Origin of the sequence: Pseudomonas aestiva (assembly GCF_039908605.1) — a bacterium.
GTDB lineage: Bacteria > Pseudomonadota > Gammaproteobacteria > Pseudomonadales > Pseudomonadaceae > Chryseomonas > Chryseomonas aestiva.
On sequence record NZ_CP150916.1, the window covers coordinates 4,534,626 to 4,552,818 of the forward strand.

At 65.1% G+C, this 18,193-nt stretch carries 16 protein-coding genes; 11 read left to right on the top strand and 5 right to left on the bottom strand.

The annotated features are described in order from the left end of the window. Nucleotides 1–43: 43 nt before the first annotated feature. The gene (locus tag AABM56_RS21010) at nucleotides 44–724 is read right to left on the bottom strand and encodes a phosphoglycolate phosphatase (protein ID WP_133861938.1); all 681 of its coding nucleotides are present in this window, start codon (nucleotides 722–724) and stop codon (nucleotides 44–46) included. Beyond that, complete coding sequence (gene rpe / locus AABM56_RS21015) at nucleotides 721–1,398, bottom strand: ribulose-phosphate 3-epimerase (RefSeq protein ID WP_133861939.1); 678 nt, start codon at nucleotides 1,396–1,398, stop codon at nucleotides 721–723. The genes AABM56_RS21010 and rpe overlap by 4 nt, the downstream gene beginning before the upstream one ends. Nucleotides 1,399–1,535: 137 nt before the next feature. On the opposite strand from rpe, the gene AABM56_RS21020 reads away from it, so the two are divergent. After that, nucleotides 1,536–2,546, top strand: coding sequence for an alpha/beta hydrolase family protein (locus AABM56_RS21020; RefSeq protein ID WP_263259360.1), 1,011 nt, complete (start codon nucleotides 1,536–1,538; stop codon nucleotides 2,544–2,546). Here the strand turns inward: AABM56_RS21020 and AABM56_RS21025 are convergent. From AABM56_RS21025 to AABM56_RS21035, 3 genes are read right to left on the bottom strand one after another with little or no spacing between them, the layout of a single operon-like run. Next, a complete protein-coding gene (locus tag AABM56_RS21025) occupies nucleotides 2,521–3,285 on the bottom strand; it encodes a DnaJ domain-containing protein (protein ID WP_133861941.1) in 765 nt (254 codons plus the stop codon). The genes AABM56_RS21020 and AABM56_RS21025 overlap by 26 nt on opposite strands. Continuing rightward, a complete protein-coding gene (murU, locus tag AABM56_RS21030) occupies nucleotides 3,282–3,947 on the bottom strand; it encodes an N-acetylmuramate alpha-1-phosphate uridylyltransferase MurU (protein WP_133861942.1) in 666 nt (221 codons plus the stop codon). Before murU ends, AABM56_RS21025 begins: the two co-directional genes overlap by 4 nt. Then, on the bottom strand, nucleotides 3,944–4,966 hold the full coding sequence (locus AABM56_RS21035; protein WP_263259359.1) for an aminoglycoside phosphotransferase family protein: 1,023 nt from the start codon (nucleotides 4,964–4,966) through the stop codon (nucleotides 3,944–3,946). Before AABM56_RS21035 ends, murU begins: the two co-directional genes overlap by 4 nt. Before the next feature lie 119 nt (nucleotides 4,967–5,085). Here AABM56_RS21035 and AABM56_RS21040 point away from each other — a divergent pair, with 119 nt between their 5' ends. The 10 genes from AABM56_RS21040 (at nucleotide 5,086) to AABM56_RS21085 (ending at nucleotide 18,191) form a co-directional block, all read left to right on the top strand. Further along, nucleotides 5,086–7,890, top strand: a complete 2,805-nt coding sequence (locus AABM56_RS21040) for an LPS-assembly protein LptD (RefSeq protein WP_133861944.1) — start codon at nucleotides 5,086–5,088, stop codon at nucleotides 7,888–7,890. Then, nucleotides 7,871–9,166, top strand: coding sequence for a peptidylprolyl isomerase (locus AABM56_RS21045; protein ID WP_187981267.1), 1,296 nt, complete (start codon nucleotides 7,871–7,873; stop codon nucleotides 9,164–9,166). Before AABM56_RS21040 ends, AABM56_RS21045 begins: the two co-directional genes overlap by 20 nt. Before the next feature lie 50 nt (nucleotides 9,167–9,216). Then, nucleotides 9,217–10,212 carry a 4-hydroxythreonine-4-phosphate dehydrogenase PdxA gene (gene pdxA, locus AABM56_RS21050; RefSeq protein ID WP_133861945.1) on the top strand — a complete coding sequence of 332 codons (996 nt, stop codon included), beginning with the start codon at nucleotides 9,217–9,219 and terminating at the stop codon, nucleotides 10,210–10,212. A gap of 278 nt (nucleotides 10,213–10,490) precedes the next feature. Continuing rightward, nucleotides 10,491–11,282, top strand: a complete 792-nt coding sequence (rsmA, locus tag AABM56_RS21055) for a 16S rRNA (adenine(1518)-N(6)/adenine(1519)-N(6))-dimethyltransferase RsmA (RefSeq protein WP_133861946.1) — start codon at nucleotides 10,491–10,493, stop codon at nucleotides 11,280–11,282. Between the two features lie 34 nt (nucleotides 11,283–11,316). Continuing rightward, nucleotides 11,317–11,703, top strand: coding sequence for a Co2+/Mg2+ efflux protein ApaG (gene apaG / locus AABM56_RS21060; protein ID WP_187980506.1), 387 nt, complete (start codon nucleotides 11,317–11,319; stop codon nucleotides 11,701–11,703). A gap of 171 nt (nucleotides 11,704–11,874) precedes the next feature. Beyond that, a complete protein-coding gene (locus tag AABM56_RS21065; protein ID WP_133861948.1) occupies nucleotides 11,875–12,696 on the top strand; it encodes a symmetrical bis(5'-nucleosyl)-tetraphosphatase in 822 nt (273 codons plus the stop codon). Then, on the top strand, nucleotides 12,693–13,022 hold the full coding sequence (gene glpE, locus AABM56_RS21070) for a thiosulfate sulfurtransferase GlpE (RefSeq protein WP_133861949.1): 330 nt from the start codon (nucleotides 12,693–12,695) through the stop codon (nucleotides 13,020–13,022). The genes AABM56_RS21065 and glpE overlap by 4 nt, the downstream gene beginning before the upstream one ends. 360 nt (nucleotides 13,023–13,382) lie before the next feature. Continuing rightward, nucleotides 13,383–15,305 carry a PrkA family serine protein kinase gene (locus AABM56_RS21075; protein ID WP_133861950.1) on the top strand — a complete coding sequence of 641 codons (1,923 nt, stop codon included), beginning with the start codon at nucleotides 13,383–13,385 and terminating at the stop codon, nucleotides 15,303–15,305. 76 nt (nucleotides 15,306–15,381) lie between these two features. Further along, nucleotides 15,382–16,653, top strand: coding sequence for a YeaH/YhbH family protein (locus AABM56_RS21080; protein ID WP_263259358.1), 1,272 nt, complete (start codon nucleotides 15,382–15,384; stop codon nucleotides 16,651–16,653). Next, nucleotides 16,650–18,191, top strand: a complete 1,542-nt coding sequence (locus AABM56_RS21085) for a SpoVR family protein (RefSeq protein WP_133861952.1) — start codon at nucleotides 16,650–16,652, stop codon at nucleotides 18,189–18,191. Before AABM56_RS21080 ends, AABM56_RS21085 begins: the two co-directional genes overlap by 4 nt. Nucleotides 18,192–18,193 lie beyond the last annotated feature (2 nt).

Genomic DNA, 18,193 nt, shown 5'->3' on the forward strand with positions numbered 1-18,193 from the left:
CCTAGCCGGCGCGGCATGGCAACCGGCCGGCCACCTCGGCGTGCTAGATGAACAGCTCGCGCAGATCGTCGACGACCAGATCCGGCTGCTCCAGGGCGATGGACTCGCCATGGTTGTAGCCATAGCTCAGGGCCACGCAGCGCACCCCCGCGGCACGGGCGGCGCGGATGTCGTTGCGCGAATCGCCGATGAACAGGGCCTGGCCGGCCACCACGCCGGCCTGCTGCATGACCCACAGCAAGCCGGCCGGGTCCGGCTTCTGCTGCGGCAGGGTATCGCCGCCGACGATCCAGTCGAAGCCACCCAGGCCCATGTCGGCCAGGAGCGGCGCGACGAAGCGCTCCGGCTTGTTGGTGATTACCGCCAGGCGCACGCCCAGGGTGCGCAGCAGCGCCAGGCTGTCCAGCACGCCGGGATAGACACGGGTCAGGGCGTGACTGCCGCCATAGAGTTCCATGAACAGCGCCAGGGCCTGGTCGGCGGCGGCATCATCCACGCCGTCGTGCTGCATGTCATCGGCCAGGGCGCGACGCACCAGCACCCGGGCGCCGTTGCCGATCCACAGCCGCACCTTGTCCAGCCCCGCCGGCGCGCGGTCCAGGCGTTCGAGCATGGCGTCCACCGCGGCGGCCAGGTCCGGTGCCGAATCCAGCAGGGTGCCGTCGAGGTCGAACATCACCAGGGCAGGCGGATGCCCGCCACCGAGCCGCACCAGAGCGCTCATACCGAGCGGGCCTTGGCCAGCTCGGCGCGCATCGCCTGGATCACCGCGGCGTAGTCCGCCTGGCCGAAGATGGCCGAGCCGGCGACGAAGGTGTCGGCACCCGCGCGAGCGATCTCGCCGATATTCTTGACGTTGACCCCGCCATCGATCTCGAGCCGGATCGGCCGGCCGGAGGCATCGATCAGGGCGCGCGCCTCGCGCAACTTGTCCAGGGTGCCGGGAATGAATTTCTGGCCGCCAAAGCCGGGGTTGACGCTCATCAGCAGCACCATGTCGATCTTGTCCATCACGTACTTGAGCACGTCCAGCGAGGTGGCCGGATTGAACACCAGGCCGGCCCGGCAGCCGCCATCCTTGATCAGCTGCAGCGAGCGATCGATGTGCTCGGAGGCCTCGGGATGGAAGGTGATGTCGGTGGCGCCGGCCTCGATGAAGTCGCCGATGATGCGATCCACCGGCTTGACCATCAGGTGCACGTCGATGGGCGCGGTCACCCCGTAGTTGCGCAACGCCTTGCAGACCATCGGGCCGATGGTGAGGTTGGGCACATAGTGGTTGTCCATCACGTCGAAATGGACCATGTCGGCACCGGCGGCGAGGACCTTGTCGACTTCCTCGCCCAGGCAGGCGAAATCGGCGGACAGGATCGAGGGGGCGATGGCGAAGGGTTGCATGGGATAGCCTCGGCGAAGGTTGAGGACGGCATTGTAACGGAGATCCGTATGCGGCTCGGGCGTTCCCGCTGCCCCGACGGGGCGAACGGCGGTAGGCTCGCCAGGGTCAACCGTGCCCCTGTCGAGGATTCCCGTCGATGTCGTCGCCCGCCCTGCTGCCGCTCTGCCTCCTTCTGCTCGGCCTCGCCGCCCCGGTGCGTGCCGAAGAAGCGCCTACCCCGGCGCCGGAACCGCCTGCGGCTCCCACAGCCCTGGCGCCAGCATTGACGCGCAGTCAGGAGCAGCAGCAGGCGCTGATGCGGCAGCTGCCCGCCGAGCAGCAGAAGACCCTGCAGGCCGGCGACGAGTCCTTTCTTGCCCTGCTGGTGCCCGCCGCCCGGGCCAAGGCCAGCGGGACGGTGGTGCTGGTGCCGGGCGACGGCGAATCGGCCGACTGGCCCAATGTGATAGCCCCCGTGCGCCAGGAGCTACCCACTTACGGTTGGCAGACCATCAGCCTGAGCCTGCCCGACCCCTATGACCCGGTGGTGGCGATCGAGCGCGATACCGCCCCGGCAGACACCGACGCCCAGGCCAACAGCGAGCAGACGGCACCGCCGGTCACCGGTGGCAGCGGCACGGCGCCCGCCGCCCCGACCCAGGCCGAAGCCGGCAGCGGCGAACCGGCCCAGGCGGCGGTCGCGCCGGTCGATCCCGAAGCCGCGGCCAATGCCCAGGCCGCCCGGGTGCTGGCCCGCATCGCCGCTGGCATCGACCTGGCACTGCAACAGAGCGCCAACCCCATCGTACTGGTCGGCCACGGCACCGGCGCCTATTGGGCCGCGCGCTATCTGGCGGAAAAGGAACCAGCCGAGGTCAGGCAACTGGTGCTCATCGATGGTCGCGAGCCCCAGGGGCTGCCGCCGCGGCTGGACGCTACCATGGGCAAGACCGATCTGCAGATCGCCGACCTGGTACATGCACCCGGACCGGCCGCCCAACGGCGCAAGGAGCGCGCGGCGCAAAAGGCCAACAAGGGCTATCGGCAGATCGACCTGCCGGTGATTCCCGGCGACCGCTCCGCGGAGCAGGAGCAGACCGTCCGCCGGCTGCGCGCCTGGCTGGATCGCCTGCCACCGGCCGCTAGCGGAAGCCCCGCCGCCTCTTGATCAGTTGATAGGCGGCATGCAGCTCGGCGGTGCGCTGGGCAGCGGCATAGACCGCCGACTGGCCCGCCCCGGCACCGGCCTTCTTGTCGGGGTGATGGCGGGAGAGCAGCCGCCGATAGGCCTGCTTGACCGTGGCGGCGTCGGCGTCATCGGTAACGCCGAGCAATTGCAGCGCCTTGCGATACTTCTCTTCGCTGCCGGGCTGGCGCGGCGCCGCCTGCACCGGTGGCTGCAGGGCCAGCACCTGGGCTTCGGCCAGACCCATCGCCTGCCCCCAACCGAGGATCTCGTCGCGATCCCCAGGGCGCACGCTGCCGCTGATCCAGACCATGCGCCAGCAGGCGCGCAGGATGCCCTCGCTGCGCTCGCTGAGACGCTGCAGGTCGGCCGTCGACGGCAGGGTGCCGCCCTTGCCCTGCTCGAAGGCGGCGATGGCCTTCTTGCGGTCGTCGGCGCCGAGCCCCAGACGCTCGATCTCGCCTTCGGCCTGGCGGATGTGGGCCGTCAGCACCCGACCGCCGCGCTTGGCCAGACGACCGAGCATCTGGAATTGCGCCTGATGTTCGAAGCGCCCGGGGCGCCCCTGCCAGCGTGCCTTCCAGCCCGCCAGGGAAGTCAGCCCCAGCTGGCGCTCACCGGCATGGGCGAGCAGCGCCACCAGCAGGGCGCCGGGAATGCTGGCCACGGCCCAGCCGGCCAGAAAGCCCAGCACCGTCAGCGGCCAGAACCAGACCTTCAAGAAGCCGTCCCGAACAGCCGCTCCGCTTCCGCCAGCCGCTCCAGGGTGCCTACGTCCACCCAGCGACCGTCCAGCCGCTGGCCCGAGACCTGTCCGGCGGCAATGGCGGGTCGCAACACGTCCACTAGCTTGAAGGCCCCGGCCGTGCGCTCGGCGAACAGCTGCGGATGCAACACGGCGATGCCGCTGTAGGTGAGATTTTCCGGGGCATCCAGGGTGATCCGCCCGTCCACCAGACCGAAGTCGCCGCCCGGGTGATGCAGCGGATTGTCGACCAGCACCAGGTGCGCCAGGCAACCGGCTGGCAAGGTCAGGGTGCCGAAGGCGAAATCGGTGCGGATATCGCCGTTGACCAGCACGAAGGGCGCACTGCCCAGCAGTGGCAACGCGCGAAAGATGCCGCCCCCGGTCTCCAGCGGCTCACCTTCGGCAGAGAAGCGGATGGTGACCCCCAGCGGGCCGCCATCGCCCAGGGCGGCTTCCAGCTGGGCGCCCAGCCAGGCGTGATTGATCACCAGCTCGGTAATGCCTGACGCGGCCAGTGCCCGGATGTGATGCTCGATCAGCGGCCGGCCGTTCACCTCGATCAGCGGCTTGGGCAGGCTCAGCGTCAACGGTCGCATCCGCTCACCCTTGCCCGCTGCCAGGATCATGGCCTTCATGCGTCGACCCGCGCGGCGTGCAACTCGTCGAGCAAGGCGCCGAGATCGGCCAGCTCCGGTCGCCGCGCCACCACGGTACGGATGTAGGCGAGAAAGCGCGGGGTATCGGCGACGTAGCGCGGCTTGCCATCGCGATGCCAGATGCGGGCGAAGATGCCCATCACCTTGAGATGGCGCTGCACGCCCATCAGATCCGAGGCGCGCTGGAAATCGGCGAAGTCGGGCTGCACCGGGATGCCGGCGGCACGCGCCTGCTCCCAGTAGTCCAGCAGCCAGCGCTGCACCAGCGGCTCCGGCCAGCTGAGGAAGGCGTCCTTGAACAGGCTGGTGATGTCATAGGTCACCGGCCCGATGACCGCATCCTGGAAGTCCAGCACGCCCGGATTGGGCGTGCTCAGCATCAGGTTGCGCGGCATGAAGTCCCGGTGGACCAGCACCTGGGGTTGCGCCAGGGCGCTGTCGATCAATCGGTCGCAGACGGCCTGCCAGCGTTCGAGCTGACTGGCGCTGAAGGTCATGTCCAGTTCGCGACCCACGTACCACTCTGGAAACAGACTCAACTCGCGGGCGAGCAGAGCCCTGTCGTAGAGCGGCAGGCTGCCGTTCGTCGGCTGCTTGCCCTGGAAAGCCAGCAGGGCATCGATGGCCGCTTGGAAATAATCGTCGGCATTGGCCGCATTGATCACATCCAGATAGGTCAGGGTGCCGAGATCGCTCAGCAGCAGGAATCCCCGCTCCAGATCCTGAGCCAGGATGCGCGGTACATGGACCCCGGCCTCGGCCAGCAGCGCGGCCACATGGACGAACGGACGACAGTCCTCCTGCGGCGGCGGCGCATCCATCACGATCAGGCTGCGGCCCTCGCCCGCCCAGCGGAAATAACGGCGAAAACTGGCATCGCTGCTGGCCGCGGTCAGGCTACCCTTGGGCACCTCGCCCCAGGCCTGTTCCCGGAAAATTTCCGGTAGAGAGGTGGTCAGCCAGTCTTCTATCTGGTTTAAGCGAACATCTTCAGTCATTTACAGCGGATCCCTCGGCCCTAGCCGATGTGCAGGTCATGTTTTATTATCCGCTATCTTTTTGAGCCCATCGAGAGGCCGCGGCCCCTTAATGGCCGGCGTGCAGGACGACTTTAAGGATGGCCGTGAAAACCCCCGCGTTTCGCAGAAAATTTCCCCTCTTGGTAACCGGCAGCCTGCTCGCCATGCAGCCCGTCACCGCCCTTATCGCCGCCCCCGCCGAGCAGTTCAGCTGTAGCGCCGGAGCCGGCGGCGGCTGGTCGTGCAACACCCAGGCACCCACCGCGGCCATTCCGCCCCGCCCCAGCAAGGGCGAGACCCAGGGCGTCGCGGCGGAGCCCGCCGCGCGCAAGGGCGATGCTGCCGTGCTGGTCACCGAGAGCAAGGGCCGCGCCCTCAAGTCCCGCAGCGCCGACTACAGCCACCTGGACTGGGTCCCGCGCGATCAGCTGACCCCGGCCCAGTTGGCCGAGACCGGTCCCTACTGCAGCGGTGCCTATGTCGAGCCGCAGCGTCCGGGCATGTACGACGACACCCCGACCGCCAAGGCCCCGACCTACATCTCCGCCAAGGCCTCGCGCTACGAGCAGGAGCAGCAGGTCGCCACCCTGGCCGGTGACGTGGTGCTGCGCCAGGGCGGCATGCAGGTGGAATCCCAGGAAGCCAACCTGCACCAGCTGGAGAATCGCGGCGAGCTCAAGGGCAACGTCAAATTCCGCGACAACGGCCTGCTGATGGTCGGCGACAAGGCCGACATGCAGCTGGACAATGGCCAGGTCCAGGTCGACAACGCCGAATTCGTCATGCACCAGAGCCGCGCCCGTGGCAGCGCGCTCTACGCCAAGCGTGGCGACGACGCCATCATCCGCCTCAAGGATGGCACCTACACCACCTGCGAACCGGGCAGCAACGCCTGGCAGGTCAAGGGCAACACCGTTACCCTGAATCCGGCCACCGGCCTCGGCTACGCGACCAACGCCACGCTGCGGGTCAAGGACATCCCGGTCCTCTATACGCCCTTCATCTACTTCCCGATCGACGACCGTCGGCAGTCCGGTTTCCTGGCGCCCTCGATCAGCACCTCCAGCGACACCGGCTTCGCGATCACCACGCCCTACTACTTCAACCTGGCGCCCAACTATGACGCCACCCTCTATCCGCGCTACATGGCCAAGCACGGCCTGCAGACCGAGGGCGACTTCCGCTACCTGACCCGCAGCAGCGAAGGCGAGGTCTACGGCTCCTACCTCAAGGACACCGACCCGGAGCACGAGGGCGAACCGGAAGCCACCGACAACCGCTGGCTGTACGGCTGGAAGAATCGCAGCGGCCTGGATTCGCGCCTGATGGCCGAGGTGGACTACACCCGCATCAGCGATCCCTACTACTTCCAGGACCTGGACACCGACCTCGGCATCAACAAGCCGACCTACGTCAATCAGCAGGGCCGCTTGACCTACCGCGGCGACACCTTCGTCGCCGGCCTCAACGCCCAGGCCTACCAGCTGGCTACCGTCTCCGACGTGACGCCCTACAACCGCCTGCCGCAGCTGACCCTGAGCGGCGCCCTGCCCTACAACCCGGGCGGCCTGGACTTCACCTATGACACCGAGGCGGTGCGCTTCACCCGCAGCTTCGACGACAACACCTACTTCGACCTGGACGACAACGGCAACCGCACCAACGTGCGCAACCGCCCGGACGTCAACCTGTTCGGCCTGACCCGCGCCGAAGGCAATCGCTACCACGTCGAGCCGGGCATCGCCCGCCCGATGACCGCGTCCTGGGGCTTCCTGACGCCGTCGCTGCGCTATGCCTATACCCGCTACGACCTGGATCTGGACAGCACCGGCCAGAACGACCTGAACTCGCCGCTGGTTGGCGGTAGCCGTCGTGCCGCGGCCGGTTCCAGCGTGACCAGCTTCAACGACAGCCCGACCCGCTCGGTGCCGATCTTCAGCCTTGACAGTGGCCTCTACTTCGACCGCACCTCGAATCTGTTCGGCGAAGGCGGCAAGCAGACCCTGGAACCCCGCGCCAAGTACCTCTACGTACCCAACCGTGACCAGGACGATCTGCCGGTGTTCGATACCGGCGAATACACCTTCAGCTACAGCTCGCTGTGGCGCGACAACCGCTTCACCGGTCGCGACCGCATCGGCGACGCCAACCAGCTGGCCCTGGGTGCCACCAGCCGCTTCATCGAGCCCAACGGCTTCGAGCGCGCCAACGTCAGCTTCGGCCAGCTGTTCTACTTCCGCGACCGCGAAGTGCAGCTGCCCGGCCTGACCAAGGACGACCTGGCCTACGCCCGCAGCCTGGGGCAGAACATCGACAATCCCCAGGCCACCACCTCGCGCTCGCCCTATGCCCTGGCCGGCATGTATCGCTTCAATCGCGACTGGCGCGTGAATGGCGAATTCAACTGGGATCCGACCCTGCACCAGACGGACTCCGGCAGTGTCATGTTCCACTACCAGCCGGAAGCCGAGCCGGGCAAGATCCTCAACGTCGGCTATCGCTATCGTGACAACGTCCGGGTGTTCGATCCGAACTTCGGCCGCTTCACCTACAACAGCGACGACTACAAGGTCGACCAGCACGACATCTCCTTCATCTGGCCCATCGTGCCCCAGTGGTCTGCGATTGCCCGCTGGCAGTTCGACTACAACAAGAGCCGTACCCTCGAAGCCTTCGGTGGCTTCGAATACGACAACTGCTGCTGGAAGCTGCGCCTGATCAGCCGCTACTGGCTCAAGAGCGAAGACGACGTCTTCTACACCGCCCAGAGTTCCGAAGCCGATCGCGGGATCTTCCTGCAGATCGTGCTCAAGGGACTTGGCAACGTCTTCGGCGGCAAGACCGAAGGCTTCCTGGACAGAGGCATTCAAGGCTATCGTGAACGTGAAGACCAAGCTATGTAACGCCCTGCGCCCGCTCGCCCTGGGCGCGGCGCTCGCTCTCTCCCCTCTGGCTCAGGCTGCCGTGGTTCCGCTGGACAAGGTCGTGGCCATCGTCGACAACGACGTGGTCATGCAGAGCCAGCTCGATCAGCGACTCAACGAGGTCAAGCAGAACATCACCCGCCGCGGCGCCGCGGCACCGCCGGAAAGCGAGCTGCGTCAGCAGGTCCTCGAACGGCTGATCCTGGAAGACATCCAGATGCAGCTGGCCGGGCGCATGGGCGTGAAGATCTCCGACGAGGAGCTCAACCAGGCCGTGGCCACCATCGCCCAGCGCAATGGCCTGAGCGTGGCCGACTTCCGCAAGGCCCTGGCCCGCGACGGTCTCTCCTACGACGCCGCCCGCGAGCAGGTCCGCCGCGAGATGATGATCAGCCGGGTCCGTCAGCGCCAGGTCGGTCAGCGCGTGCAGGTCACCCAGCAGGAGGTGCAGAACTTCCTCGCCTCGGACCTGGGCAAGCTGCAGCTGTCCGAAGAGTATCGTCTGGCCAACATCCTGATCCCGGCAGCGGACAACGCCGGCACCGCCGGTCTCGACGCCGCCGCGCGCCAGGCCCAGGACACCTACAACCAGCTGCGCCAGGGCGCCGACTTCAACCAGCTGGCCATCGCCCGTTCGGCCGGTGACAACGCCCTCGACGGTGGCGAGATCGGCTGGCGCAAGGCCGCCCAGCTGCCCCCGCCCTTCGATCGCCTGATCGGCAGTGTCGGCGTCGGCGGCATCACCCAGCCGGTGCGCGTACCCGGCGGCTTCGTGATCCTCAAGGTGGAGGAGAAGCGCGGAGGCGAGGCCAGCATCGTCGACGAGGTGCACGTCCGGCACATCCTGCTCAAGCCCAATGCCGTGCGCAGCGATGCCGAGACCCAGCGCCTGGCGGCGCGTCTGCGCGAGCGCATCCAGAACGGCGAGAGCTTCGCCACCCTGGCCAAGAGCTTCTCGGAAGATCCGGGCTCGGCGCTCAATGGCGGCGACCTGGGCTGGATCAATCCGGAATCCCTGGTCCCGGAATTCCGCGAGGTGATGAACAACTCGCCGGTCAACCAGCTGTCGCAGCCGTTCCGCACCGCCTTCGGCTGGCACATTCTGGAAGTCCTGGGCCGTCGGGCCACCGACAACACCCAGCAGGCGCGTGAGCAGCAGGCGCTGAATCTCCTGCGTAGCCGCAAATACGACCAGGAACTGCAGACCTGGTTGCGCCAGATCCGCGACGAAGCCTACGTCGAGATCAAGCAGTAACCTCAAGGCCGCAGGCACCCCCTGCGGCCTTCTTGTTTCCGGAGCCCGCCATGGCCCTGCGCTTCGCCCTGACCCCCGGTGAGCCCGCCGGTATCGGTCCCGACCTCTGCCTGCTGCTGGCCCGCGTGGCCCAGCCCCACGCCCTGATCGCCATCGCCAGCCGTGACCTCCTGGCCGCTCGCGCGATCGAGCTGGGACTCGCCATCGAGCTCATCGAGATCGCTCCCACGGCCTGGCCCGACCGCCCGGCACCCGCCGGTGCGCTCTATGTCTGGGATACCCCGCTGGGTGCCCCGGTGCTGACCGGCCAGCTCGATACCGCCAATGCCGCCTATGTCCTGGACACCCTGACCCGCGCCGGCCAGGGCTGTCTCGACGGCACCTTCGCCGGAATGATCACCGCGCCGGTGCACAAGGGTGTGATCAACGACGGCGGCGTGGCCTTTTCCGGCCACACCGAATTTCTCGCCGAGCTGACCCAAACCTCCCAGGTGGTGATGCTGCTGGCAACGGCCGGCCTGAGAGTGGCCCTGGTCACCACCCATCTGCCACTGCGCGAGGTGGCCGATGCCATCGATCGCCAGACACTGCTGGACGTGACCCGCATCCTGCATGGCGATCTGCAGCGCTATTTCGGTGTGGCGCGGCCGCGCATCCTGGTCTGCGGTCTCAATCCCCATGCCGGCGAAGGCGGTCACCTGGGCCGTGAGGAGATCGAGATCATCGAGCCGGCGCTGGACAGCCTGCGCGCCGAAGGCCTCGACCTCATCGGACCGCTGCCCGCCGACACCCTCTTCACGCCCAAGCACCTCGAGCACTGCGATGCGGTCCTGGCCATGTATCACGACCAGGGCCTGCCGGTGCTCAAGCACAAGGGTTTCGGCGCCGCGGTCAACGTGACCCTGGGCCTGCCGATCATCCGCACCTCGGTCGACCATGGCACCGCCCTCGACCTGGCCGGCAGCGGACGCATCGATACCGGCAGTCTGAAGGTCGCCCTAGAGACCGCCTACAGCATGGCGGCCCATCGCCGTTCGGTGACTTAAGAGGCTGTTCATAACCTCGCGAGCTAGAGACAAACAAGGCCTGCGCGGCCCCGCAAAAAGCCCTGAGGAAGCGGATCGGACTCGCGGGCGAGTTTACGAAGGGTAAAGGAGCATCTCCGACGGAGCTGGCCTTCCAGGGTATTTTCAACGCAGTTTGGCCGACGCGTAGCAGGCTATGAACAGCCTCTGAGCGCTCCGGTGACGGTCAAGGGTCTGCTAAACTGGTGGGTCTTTGCCGTCTTGAAATCGCAGGCTCGCTGCCTGCGCCGGAGCACCTGATGACCGAGCTCTACCACCACCGCGCCCGCAAGAGGTTCGGCCAGAACTTCCTGCACGACGCCGGAGTGATCCATCGCATCCTGCGCGCCATCCACGGGCGACCCGGCGAGCGCCTGCTGGAAATCGGGCCGGGCCAGGGCGCCCTCACCGAAGGCCTACTCGGCAGTGGCGCCCGGCTCGACGTCATCGAGTTGGACCAGGACCTGATTCCCCTGCTCCGACTCAAGTTCGGCCTCAATCCGCTGTTCACCCTGCACCAGGGTGACGCCATGAAGTACGACCTCTCCAGCATCGCCGCCGGCGATCGGCTGCGGGTGGTGGGCAACCTGCCCTACAACATCTCCACACCGCTGATCTTCCACCTGCTCAGCTTCGCCGACATCATCGCCGACATGCACTTCATGCTGCAGAAGGAAGTGGTGGAACGCCTGGCCGCGGTGCCCGGCAATGGCGACTGGGGGCGGCTGTCGATCATGGTGCAGTACCACTGCCGCGTGGAGCACCTGTTCAACGTCGGTCCGGGCGCCTTCAATCCGCCGCCCAAGGTGGACTCGGCCATCGTGCGCCTGGTGCCCCACACCGAGCGTCCCCATGTGGCGCGCGATCCGGTCCTGCTCGAGCGCGTCGTCCGCGAGGCCTTCGGCCAGCGGCGCAAGACCCTCAGGAACACCCTCAAGGGCACCCTGGACAGCGCCGCCATCGAAGCCGCCGACGTCGACCCGGGGCTGCGTCCGGAGCAGCTGGACCTGGCCGCCTATGTGCGCCTGGCCAACCAGCTGGCGTCCAGCTGAAGCCCCTCCATCCGTATCTGCCGAGAATCCTCTTGTGACCGAGCCCGATCCGCGCTACCTCATCACCGTGCAGGTCACCACCCGCTACCTGCCCGAACAATCCAGCGCCAGCCAGGAGCGCTACGCCTTTGCCTACGACGTGAGCATCCGCAATGACGGCCGGCTGCCGGCGCAGCTGCTCAGCCGCCACTGGATCATCACCGACGGCAATGGCGAGGCGCAGGAGGTGCGCGGCCCAGGCGTGGTGGGCGAGCAGCCGCTGATCGCGCCGGGCGAAACCCACAGCTATTCCAGCGGCACGCTGATGCCGACCCAGGTGGGCAGCATGAGGGGCAGCTACCAGATGGTCGCCAGCGATGGCCATACCTTTGAGGCCACTATCCCCACCTTCCGCCTGGCCGTACCCGGCTCGCTGCACTAGCGTGGTGTTTCAGAAGTTATCTACACAATTTTGGCGGCGCTTTTTCGCCCTGGGCAGCGTTGCTACTCCTCGCCATAGCCCTGCTATGACTCGTCGCAGTGCCTGGCCCAGACCAAAAAATCACTCGCCAAAACTTGCGCGAACTTCTAAAACCCCACACCAGGAGTCCCGATGACGCTGTACGCCGTTGGCGACCTGCAAGGTTGCCTCGACCCGCTCAAATGCCTCCTCGACGAGGTCCGCTTCGATCCCGCGCAGGACCGCCTCTGGCTGGTGGGTGATCTGGTCAATCGCGGACCTCAGTCCCTGGAAACCCTGAGATACCTGTACCGGATGCGCGATTCGCTGGTCAGCGTCCTGGGTAATCACGACCTGCACCTGCTGGCGGTGGCCTTGGGCGGCGCCAGGCTGAAGAAGCAGGACACCCTCAGTGACATCCTCAACGCGCCCGACCGCGACGAGTTGCTGCTTTGGCTGCGTAACCTGCCACTGATGCAGCACGACGCCGGGCGCAACTGCGTGCTGGTCCACGCCGGTCTGCCGCCGCAATGGACGCTGGCCCAGGCCCTGAGCCTGGCCGGCGAAGTGGAAGCCGTATTGCGCGATGACCAGGCCCATGTGCCCTTTCTCGAGCAGATGTATGGCAACGAGCCGGCGCTCTGGCAAGATGAGCTGCAGGGCCAGGAGCGCCTGCGCCTGATCACCAACTACCTGACGCGCATGAGATTCTGCAGCCCGGAAGGTCGCCTGGAATTCAAGAGCAAGGAAGGCCTGGACAGCGCGCCGGCCGGTTTCGCCCCCTGGTTCAGCCACGATCACCGGCTGACCCGCGACGTGCGCATCCTGTTCGGCCACTGGGCCGCGCTCAAGGGTCGCTGCGCGGCGCCCAATGTCGAGGCGCTCGACAGCGGCTGCGTCTGGGGCGGCGACATGACCCTGCTCGACGTCGACGGCAACCGCCGTCATCTCTGCAGTTGCAAGGAGAAGAAATGAGCGAATTCACCTGTATCTCCCCCGAACGGGCGCTGGAACTGCGCAGCGAGGGCGCGCGGATCGTCGACATCCGTGATCCGCACAGCTACGCCACCCTGCACGTCGCCGGCGCCCAGCGCCTCGACAACCAGAACATCCACGACTTCATCGCCGCCGCCGATCTCGACGCGCCGCTGCTGGTGTTCTGCTATCACGGCCACTCCAGCCAGAGCGCAGCGGCCTTTCTGGCCGGCCAGGGCTTCAGCCAGGTCTACAGCGTCGACGGCGGCTTCGAAAACTGGCGCACCCGCTATCCCGAGCAGACCGAAAGTGGCGAGGCCGTTTAACACAACGGCTTGACGCTGTGGTTACAAGAATAAACCGAATTGGCTCTTCCACATCTCGCAGATAGGACTATTCTGGAATCAGGCCCTTCGGAAACGGCGGGTTCGATAACCGGCTTTGGACCATCGGTGTAACCACTGGAGATTCGGGGGAATTCCAGGGGGACCGTTTCCATCGGTCTCCTTCGTGCGTCTCTCGAAACCCAACCCTACTTCTGCAGGCGGATCGATTAGGCAAGACGACAACGAAGGTATTAGGGACGTTATCTTTCGTCGCCCGGCATGACCGCTCCCCACCGGCAGCAAGGCAAGGCTCCAGGCATCGATTCCAAGCTGGTCCAGGGTATCCAGCGAGGAGACGTCATGAGCATTTTCAGTCACTTCCAGGGGCGTTTTGAAGCGACTCGCCAGGAAGAGTATTCCCTTCAGGAATACCTTGAGATCTGCAAGAAGGATCGTACCGCCTTTGCCAGTGCCGCCGAGCGCATGCTCATGGCCATCGGCGAACCCGAACTGGTGGACACCACCAGTGATTCACGCCTGTCGCGCATCTTTTCCAACAAGGTCATCCGCCGCTACCCCGCCTTTGCCGACTTCCATGGCATGGAGGACTGCATCGAGCAGATCGTGTCCTACTTCCGCCACGCGGCGCAGGGCCTGGAAGAGAAGAAGCAGATCCTCTATCTGCTCGGCCCGGTGGGTGGCGGCAAATCGTCCCTCGCGGAAAAACTCAAGCACCTGATCGAGAAGGTCCCCTTCTACGCCATCAAGGGTTCGCCGGTGTTCGAATCGCCCCTGGGGCTGTTCAATCCCGACGAAGACGGCCAGATCCTCGAAGAGGACTACGGCATTCCCCGCCACTACCTGCGTAGCATCATGTCGCCCTGGGCGGCCAAGCGACTGCAGGAATTCGGCGGCGACATCAGCAAGTTCCGGGTGGTCAAGCTCTACCCCTCCATCCTCAACCAGATCGCCATCGCCAAGACCGAGCCGGGCGACGAGAACAACCAGGACATCTCCGCCCTGGTGGGCAAGGTGGACATCCGCAAGCTGGAGGAATACCCGCAGAACGATGCGGATGCCTACAGCTACTCCGGCGCCCTGTGCCGCGCCAACCAGGGTCTGATGGAATTCGTGGAGATGTTCAAGGCCCCGATCAAGGTCCTTCATCCCCTGCTGACCGCGACCCAGGAAGGCAACTACAACAGCACCGAGGGCCTCGGCGCCCTGCCCTACAGCGGCATCATCCTGGCCCACTCCAACGAATCCGAGTGGCACACCTTCCGGAACAACAAGAACAACGAAGCCTTCATCGACCGGATCTACATCGTCAAGGTGCCCTACTGCCTGCGCGTCTCCGACGAGATCCACATCTACGACAAGCTGCTGGTCAACAGCTCCCTGGCCAATGCCCATTGCGCGCCGGACACCCTGAAGATGCTGGCCCAGTTCTCGGTGCTCTCGCGCCTCAAGGAACCGGAAAATTCCAACATCTATTCGAAGATGCGCGTCTACGATGGCGAAAACCTCAAGGACACCGACCCCAAGGCCAAGTCGATCCAGGAATACCGCGACAGCGCCGGCGTCGACGAGGGCATGAACGGGCTCTCCACGCGCTTCGCCTTCAAGATCCTCTCGCGGGTGTTCAACTTCGACGCCAACGAGATCGCGGCCAACCCGGTGCACCTGCTCTATGTGCTGGAACAGCAGATCGAAGCCGAGCAGTTCCCGGCTGAGACCCGCGAGCGCTACATGAGATTCATCAAGGAATACCTGGCGCCGCGCTACGTGGAATTCATCGGCAAGGAGATCCAGACCGCCTACCTCGAGTCCTACAGCGAATACGGCCAGAACATCTTCGACCGCTACGTGCTCTACGCGGATTTCTGGATCCAGGATCAGGAATACCGCGATCCGGAAACCGGCGAGATCCTCAACCGCGCCTCGCTCAACGAGGAACTGGAGAAGATCGAGAAACCGGCCGGCATCAGCAATCCGAAGGATTTCCGCAACGAAATCGTCAACTTCGTGTTGCGCGCCCGTGCCAACAATAACGGCAAGAATCCGAGCTGGCTTTCCTACGAGAAGCTGCGCGCGGTGATCGAGAAGAAGATGTTCTCCAACACCGAGGAGCTCCTGCCGGTCATCAGCTTCAATGCCAAGGCCAGCAAGGAAGACCAGCAGAAGCACAGCGACTTCGTGACCCGCATGGTAGAGCGCGGGTATACCGAGAAGCAGGTACGACTGTTGTCCGAGTGGTATTCACGGGTACGCAAGTCGCAGTAAGGCAGCCTGAGGCTGAGCCCGCGACGACGCGCCAGCCGCGTCGTCGTGGTGTCCTGCAATAGCCCGGAGGGCCTGTATGAGCTATGTCATCGACCGGCGTCTAAACGGCAAGAACAAGAGCACGGTGAACCGCACGCGGTTTCTGCGGCGTTATCGTGAGCACATCAAGAAGGCGGTCGAGGAAGCCGTGAGCCGGCGCTCCATCACCGACATGGAGCACGGCGAGCAGATCAGCATTCCTGCCCGCGACATCGACGAACCCGCCCTCTATCAGGGCAAGGGCGGCCGCCAGACCATCGTCCATCCGGGCAACAAGGAATTCGTCAGCGGCGAACGCATCGCCCGCCCCCAGGGCGGCGGCGGTGGTCAGGGCCAGGGCAAGGCCAGCAACAGCGGCGAAGGTATGGACGAATTCGCCTTCCAGATCACCCAGGACGAATTCCTCGACTTCATGTTCGAGGACCTGGAGCTGCCCAACCTGGTCAAGAAGCAGCTGACCGGTACCGATACCTTCAAGACGGTCCGCGCCGGCATCAGCAACGAGGGCAACCCCGCCCGCATCAACATCATCCGCACCTTGCGCGCCTCCCATGCGCGACGCATTGCCCTTTCCGGCGGCAGTCGCAACAAGCTGCGCGAAGCCAAGGCGGAGCTGGCGCGGCTGCGGGTGGAGGAACCCGACAATCTGGGCGACATCCAGGCACTGGAGGCCGAGATCGAGCGGCTGCGTGCGCGCATCGACAAGGTGCCCTTCCTCGACACCTTCGACCTCAAGTACAACCTGCTGTCCAAGCAGCCCAGTCCCAGCTCCAAGGCGGTGATGTTCTGCCTGATGGACGTCTCCGGCTCCATGACCCAGGCCACCAAGGACATCGCCAAGCGCTTCTACATCCTGCTCTACCTGTTTCTCAAGCGTAACTACGAGCGCATTGAGGTGGTATTCATCCGGCACCACACCAGTGCCAAGGAAGTGGACGAGGAAGAGTTCTTCTACTCCCGGGAAACCGGCGGCACCATCGTCTCCAGCGCCCTCAAGCTGATGCAGGAGGTCATGGCCGAGCGCTATCCGGTCAACGAGTGGAATCTCTATGCCGCCCAGGCCTCCGACGGCGACAACTGGAACGACGACTCGCCCCTCTGCCGAGAGATCCTGACCAAGCAGATTCTGCCGTTCATGCAGTACTACACCTATGTAGAGATCACCCCGCGCGAGCACCAGGCGCTGTGGTACGAATACGAGAACGTCCGCGGCGCCTTCCCGGATTCCTTCTCGCAGCAGCAGATCGTCTCGGCGGGGGATATCTATCCCGTGTTCCGCGAACTGTTCCAGCGGAGACTCGTGTCATGAAACGTGAGCCCATCTCCACCGGCTCGGAATGGACCTTCGAGCTGATCCAGACCTACGACCGGGAGATCGCCCGGATCGCCAAGCGCTATGCGCTGGACACCTACCCCAACCAGATCGAGGTGATCACCGCCGAGCAGATGATGGATGCCTATGCGTCCGTCGGCATGCCCATCGGCTACAACCACTGGTCCTATGGCAAGCACTTCCTGCACACCGAGAAGCACTACAGCCGTGGCCAGATGGGCCTGGCCTACGAGATCGTGATCAATTCCGATCCCTGCATCGCCTACCTCATGGAAGAGAACACCATGACCATGCAGGCGCTGGTGATCGCCCATGCTTGCTACGGTCACAACAGCTTCTTCAAGGGCAACTACCTGTTCCGCACCTGGACCGACGCCAGCTCCATCATCGACTACCTGGTGTTCGCCAAGCAGTACATCACCCAGTGCGAGGAGCGCCATGGCATCGATGCCGTGGAAGAACTGCTGGACTCCTGCCATGCGCTGATGAACTACGGGGTGGATCGCTACAAGCGGCCTTATCCCATCTCCGCCGCCGAAGAACGCCAGCGGCAGAAGGAGCGCGAAGAGCAGTTGCAGCGGCAGGTCAACGACCTCTGGCGGACCATTCCCAAGATGGCCGGCAAGGAGTCGCATGACGAAGGGGCGCGCTTCCCTAGCGAACCCCAGGAAAACATCCTCTATTTCGTGGAAAAGCACGCGCCGCTGCTGGAGCCCTGGCAGCGCGAAGTGATCCGCATCGTGCGCAAGATCGCCCAGTACTTCTATCCCCAGCGCCAGACCCAGGTGATGAACGAAGGCTGGGCCACCTTCTGGCACTACACCCTGCTCAACGATCTCTACGACGAGGGCCTGGTCACCGAAGGCTTCATGTTCGAATTCCTGCAATCCCACGCCGGGGTGATCTACCAGCCGGGCTTCGACAGTCCCTACTACAGCGGCATCAACCCCTACACCCTGGGCTTCGCCATGTTCCGCGACATCCGGCGCATCTGCGAGGACCCCACGGAGGAAGACCGCCGCTGGTTCCCCGACATCGCGGGCAGCGACTGGCTGGCCACGGTCACCTTCGCCATGAAGAGCTTCAAGGACGAAAGCTTCATCCTGCAGTACCTCTCGCCCAAGGTGATCCGTGACCTCAAGCTGTTCAGCATCCTCGATGACGACCAGCGCGACGAACTGGAGGTGGCGGCCATCCACGACGACGGCGGCTATCGCCTGATCCGCGAGCAACTCGCCGCCCAGTACAACCTGGGCAATCGCGAGCCCAATGTGCAGATCTGGAACGTGGACCGGCGTGGCGATCGTTCGCTCACCCTTCGCCATTTCCAGCATGACCGCAAGCCGCTGGGCAATTCCACGGACGAGGTGCTCAAGCACTTGCACCGACTCTGGGGGTTCGACATTCGTCTGGAAAGCATGAGGGGCGAAGATGTCACCCACAGCTTCCAGGTTCCGCCCCGCCACGAGAGCCGCGACCATGACCGGCGGCTGGATCTGGCTTCGCCGATCTGAGC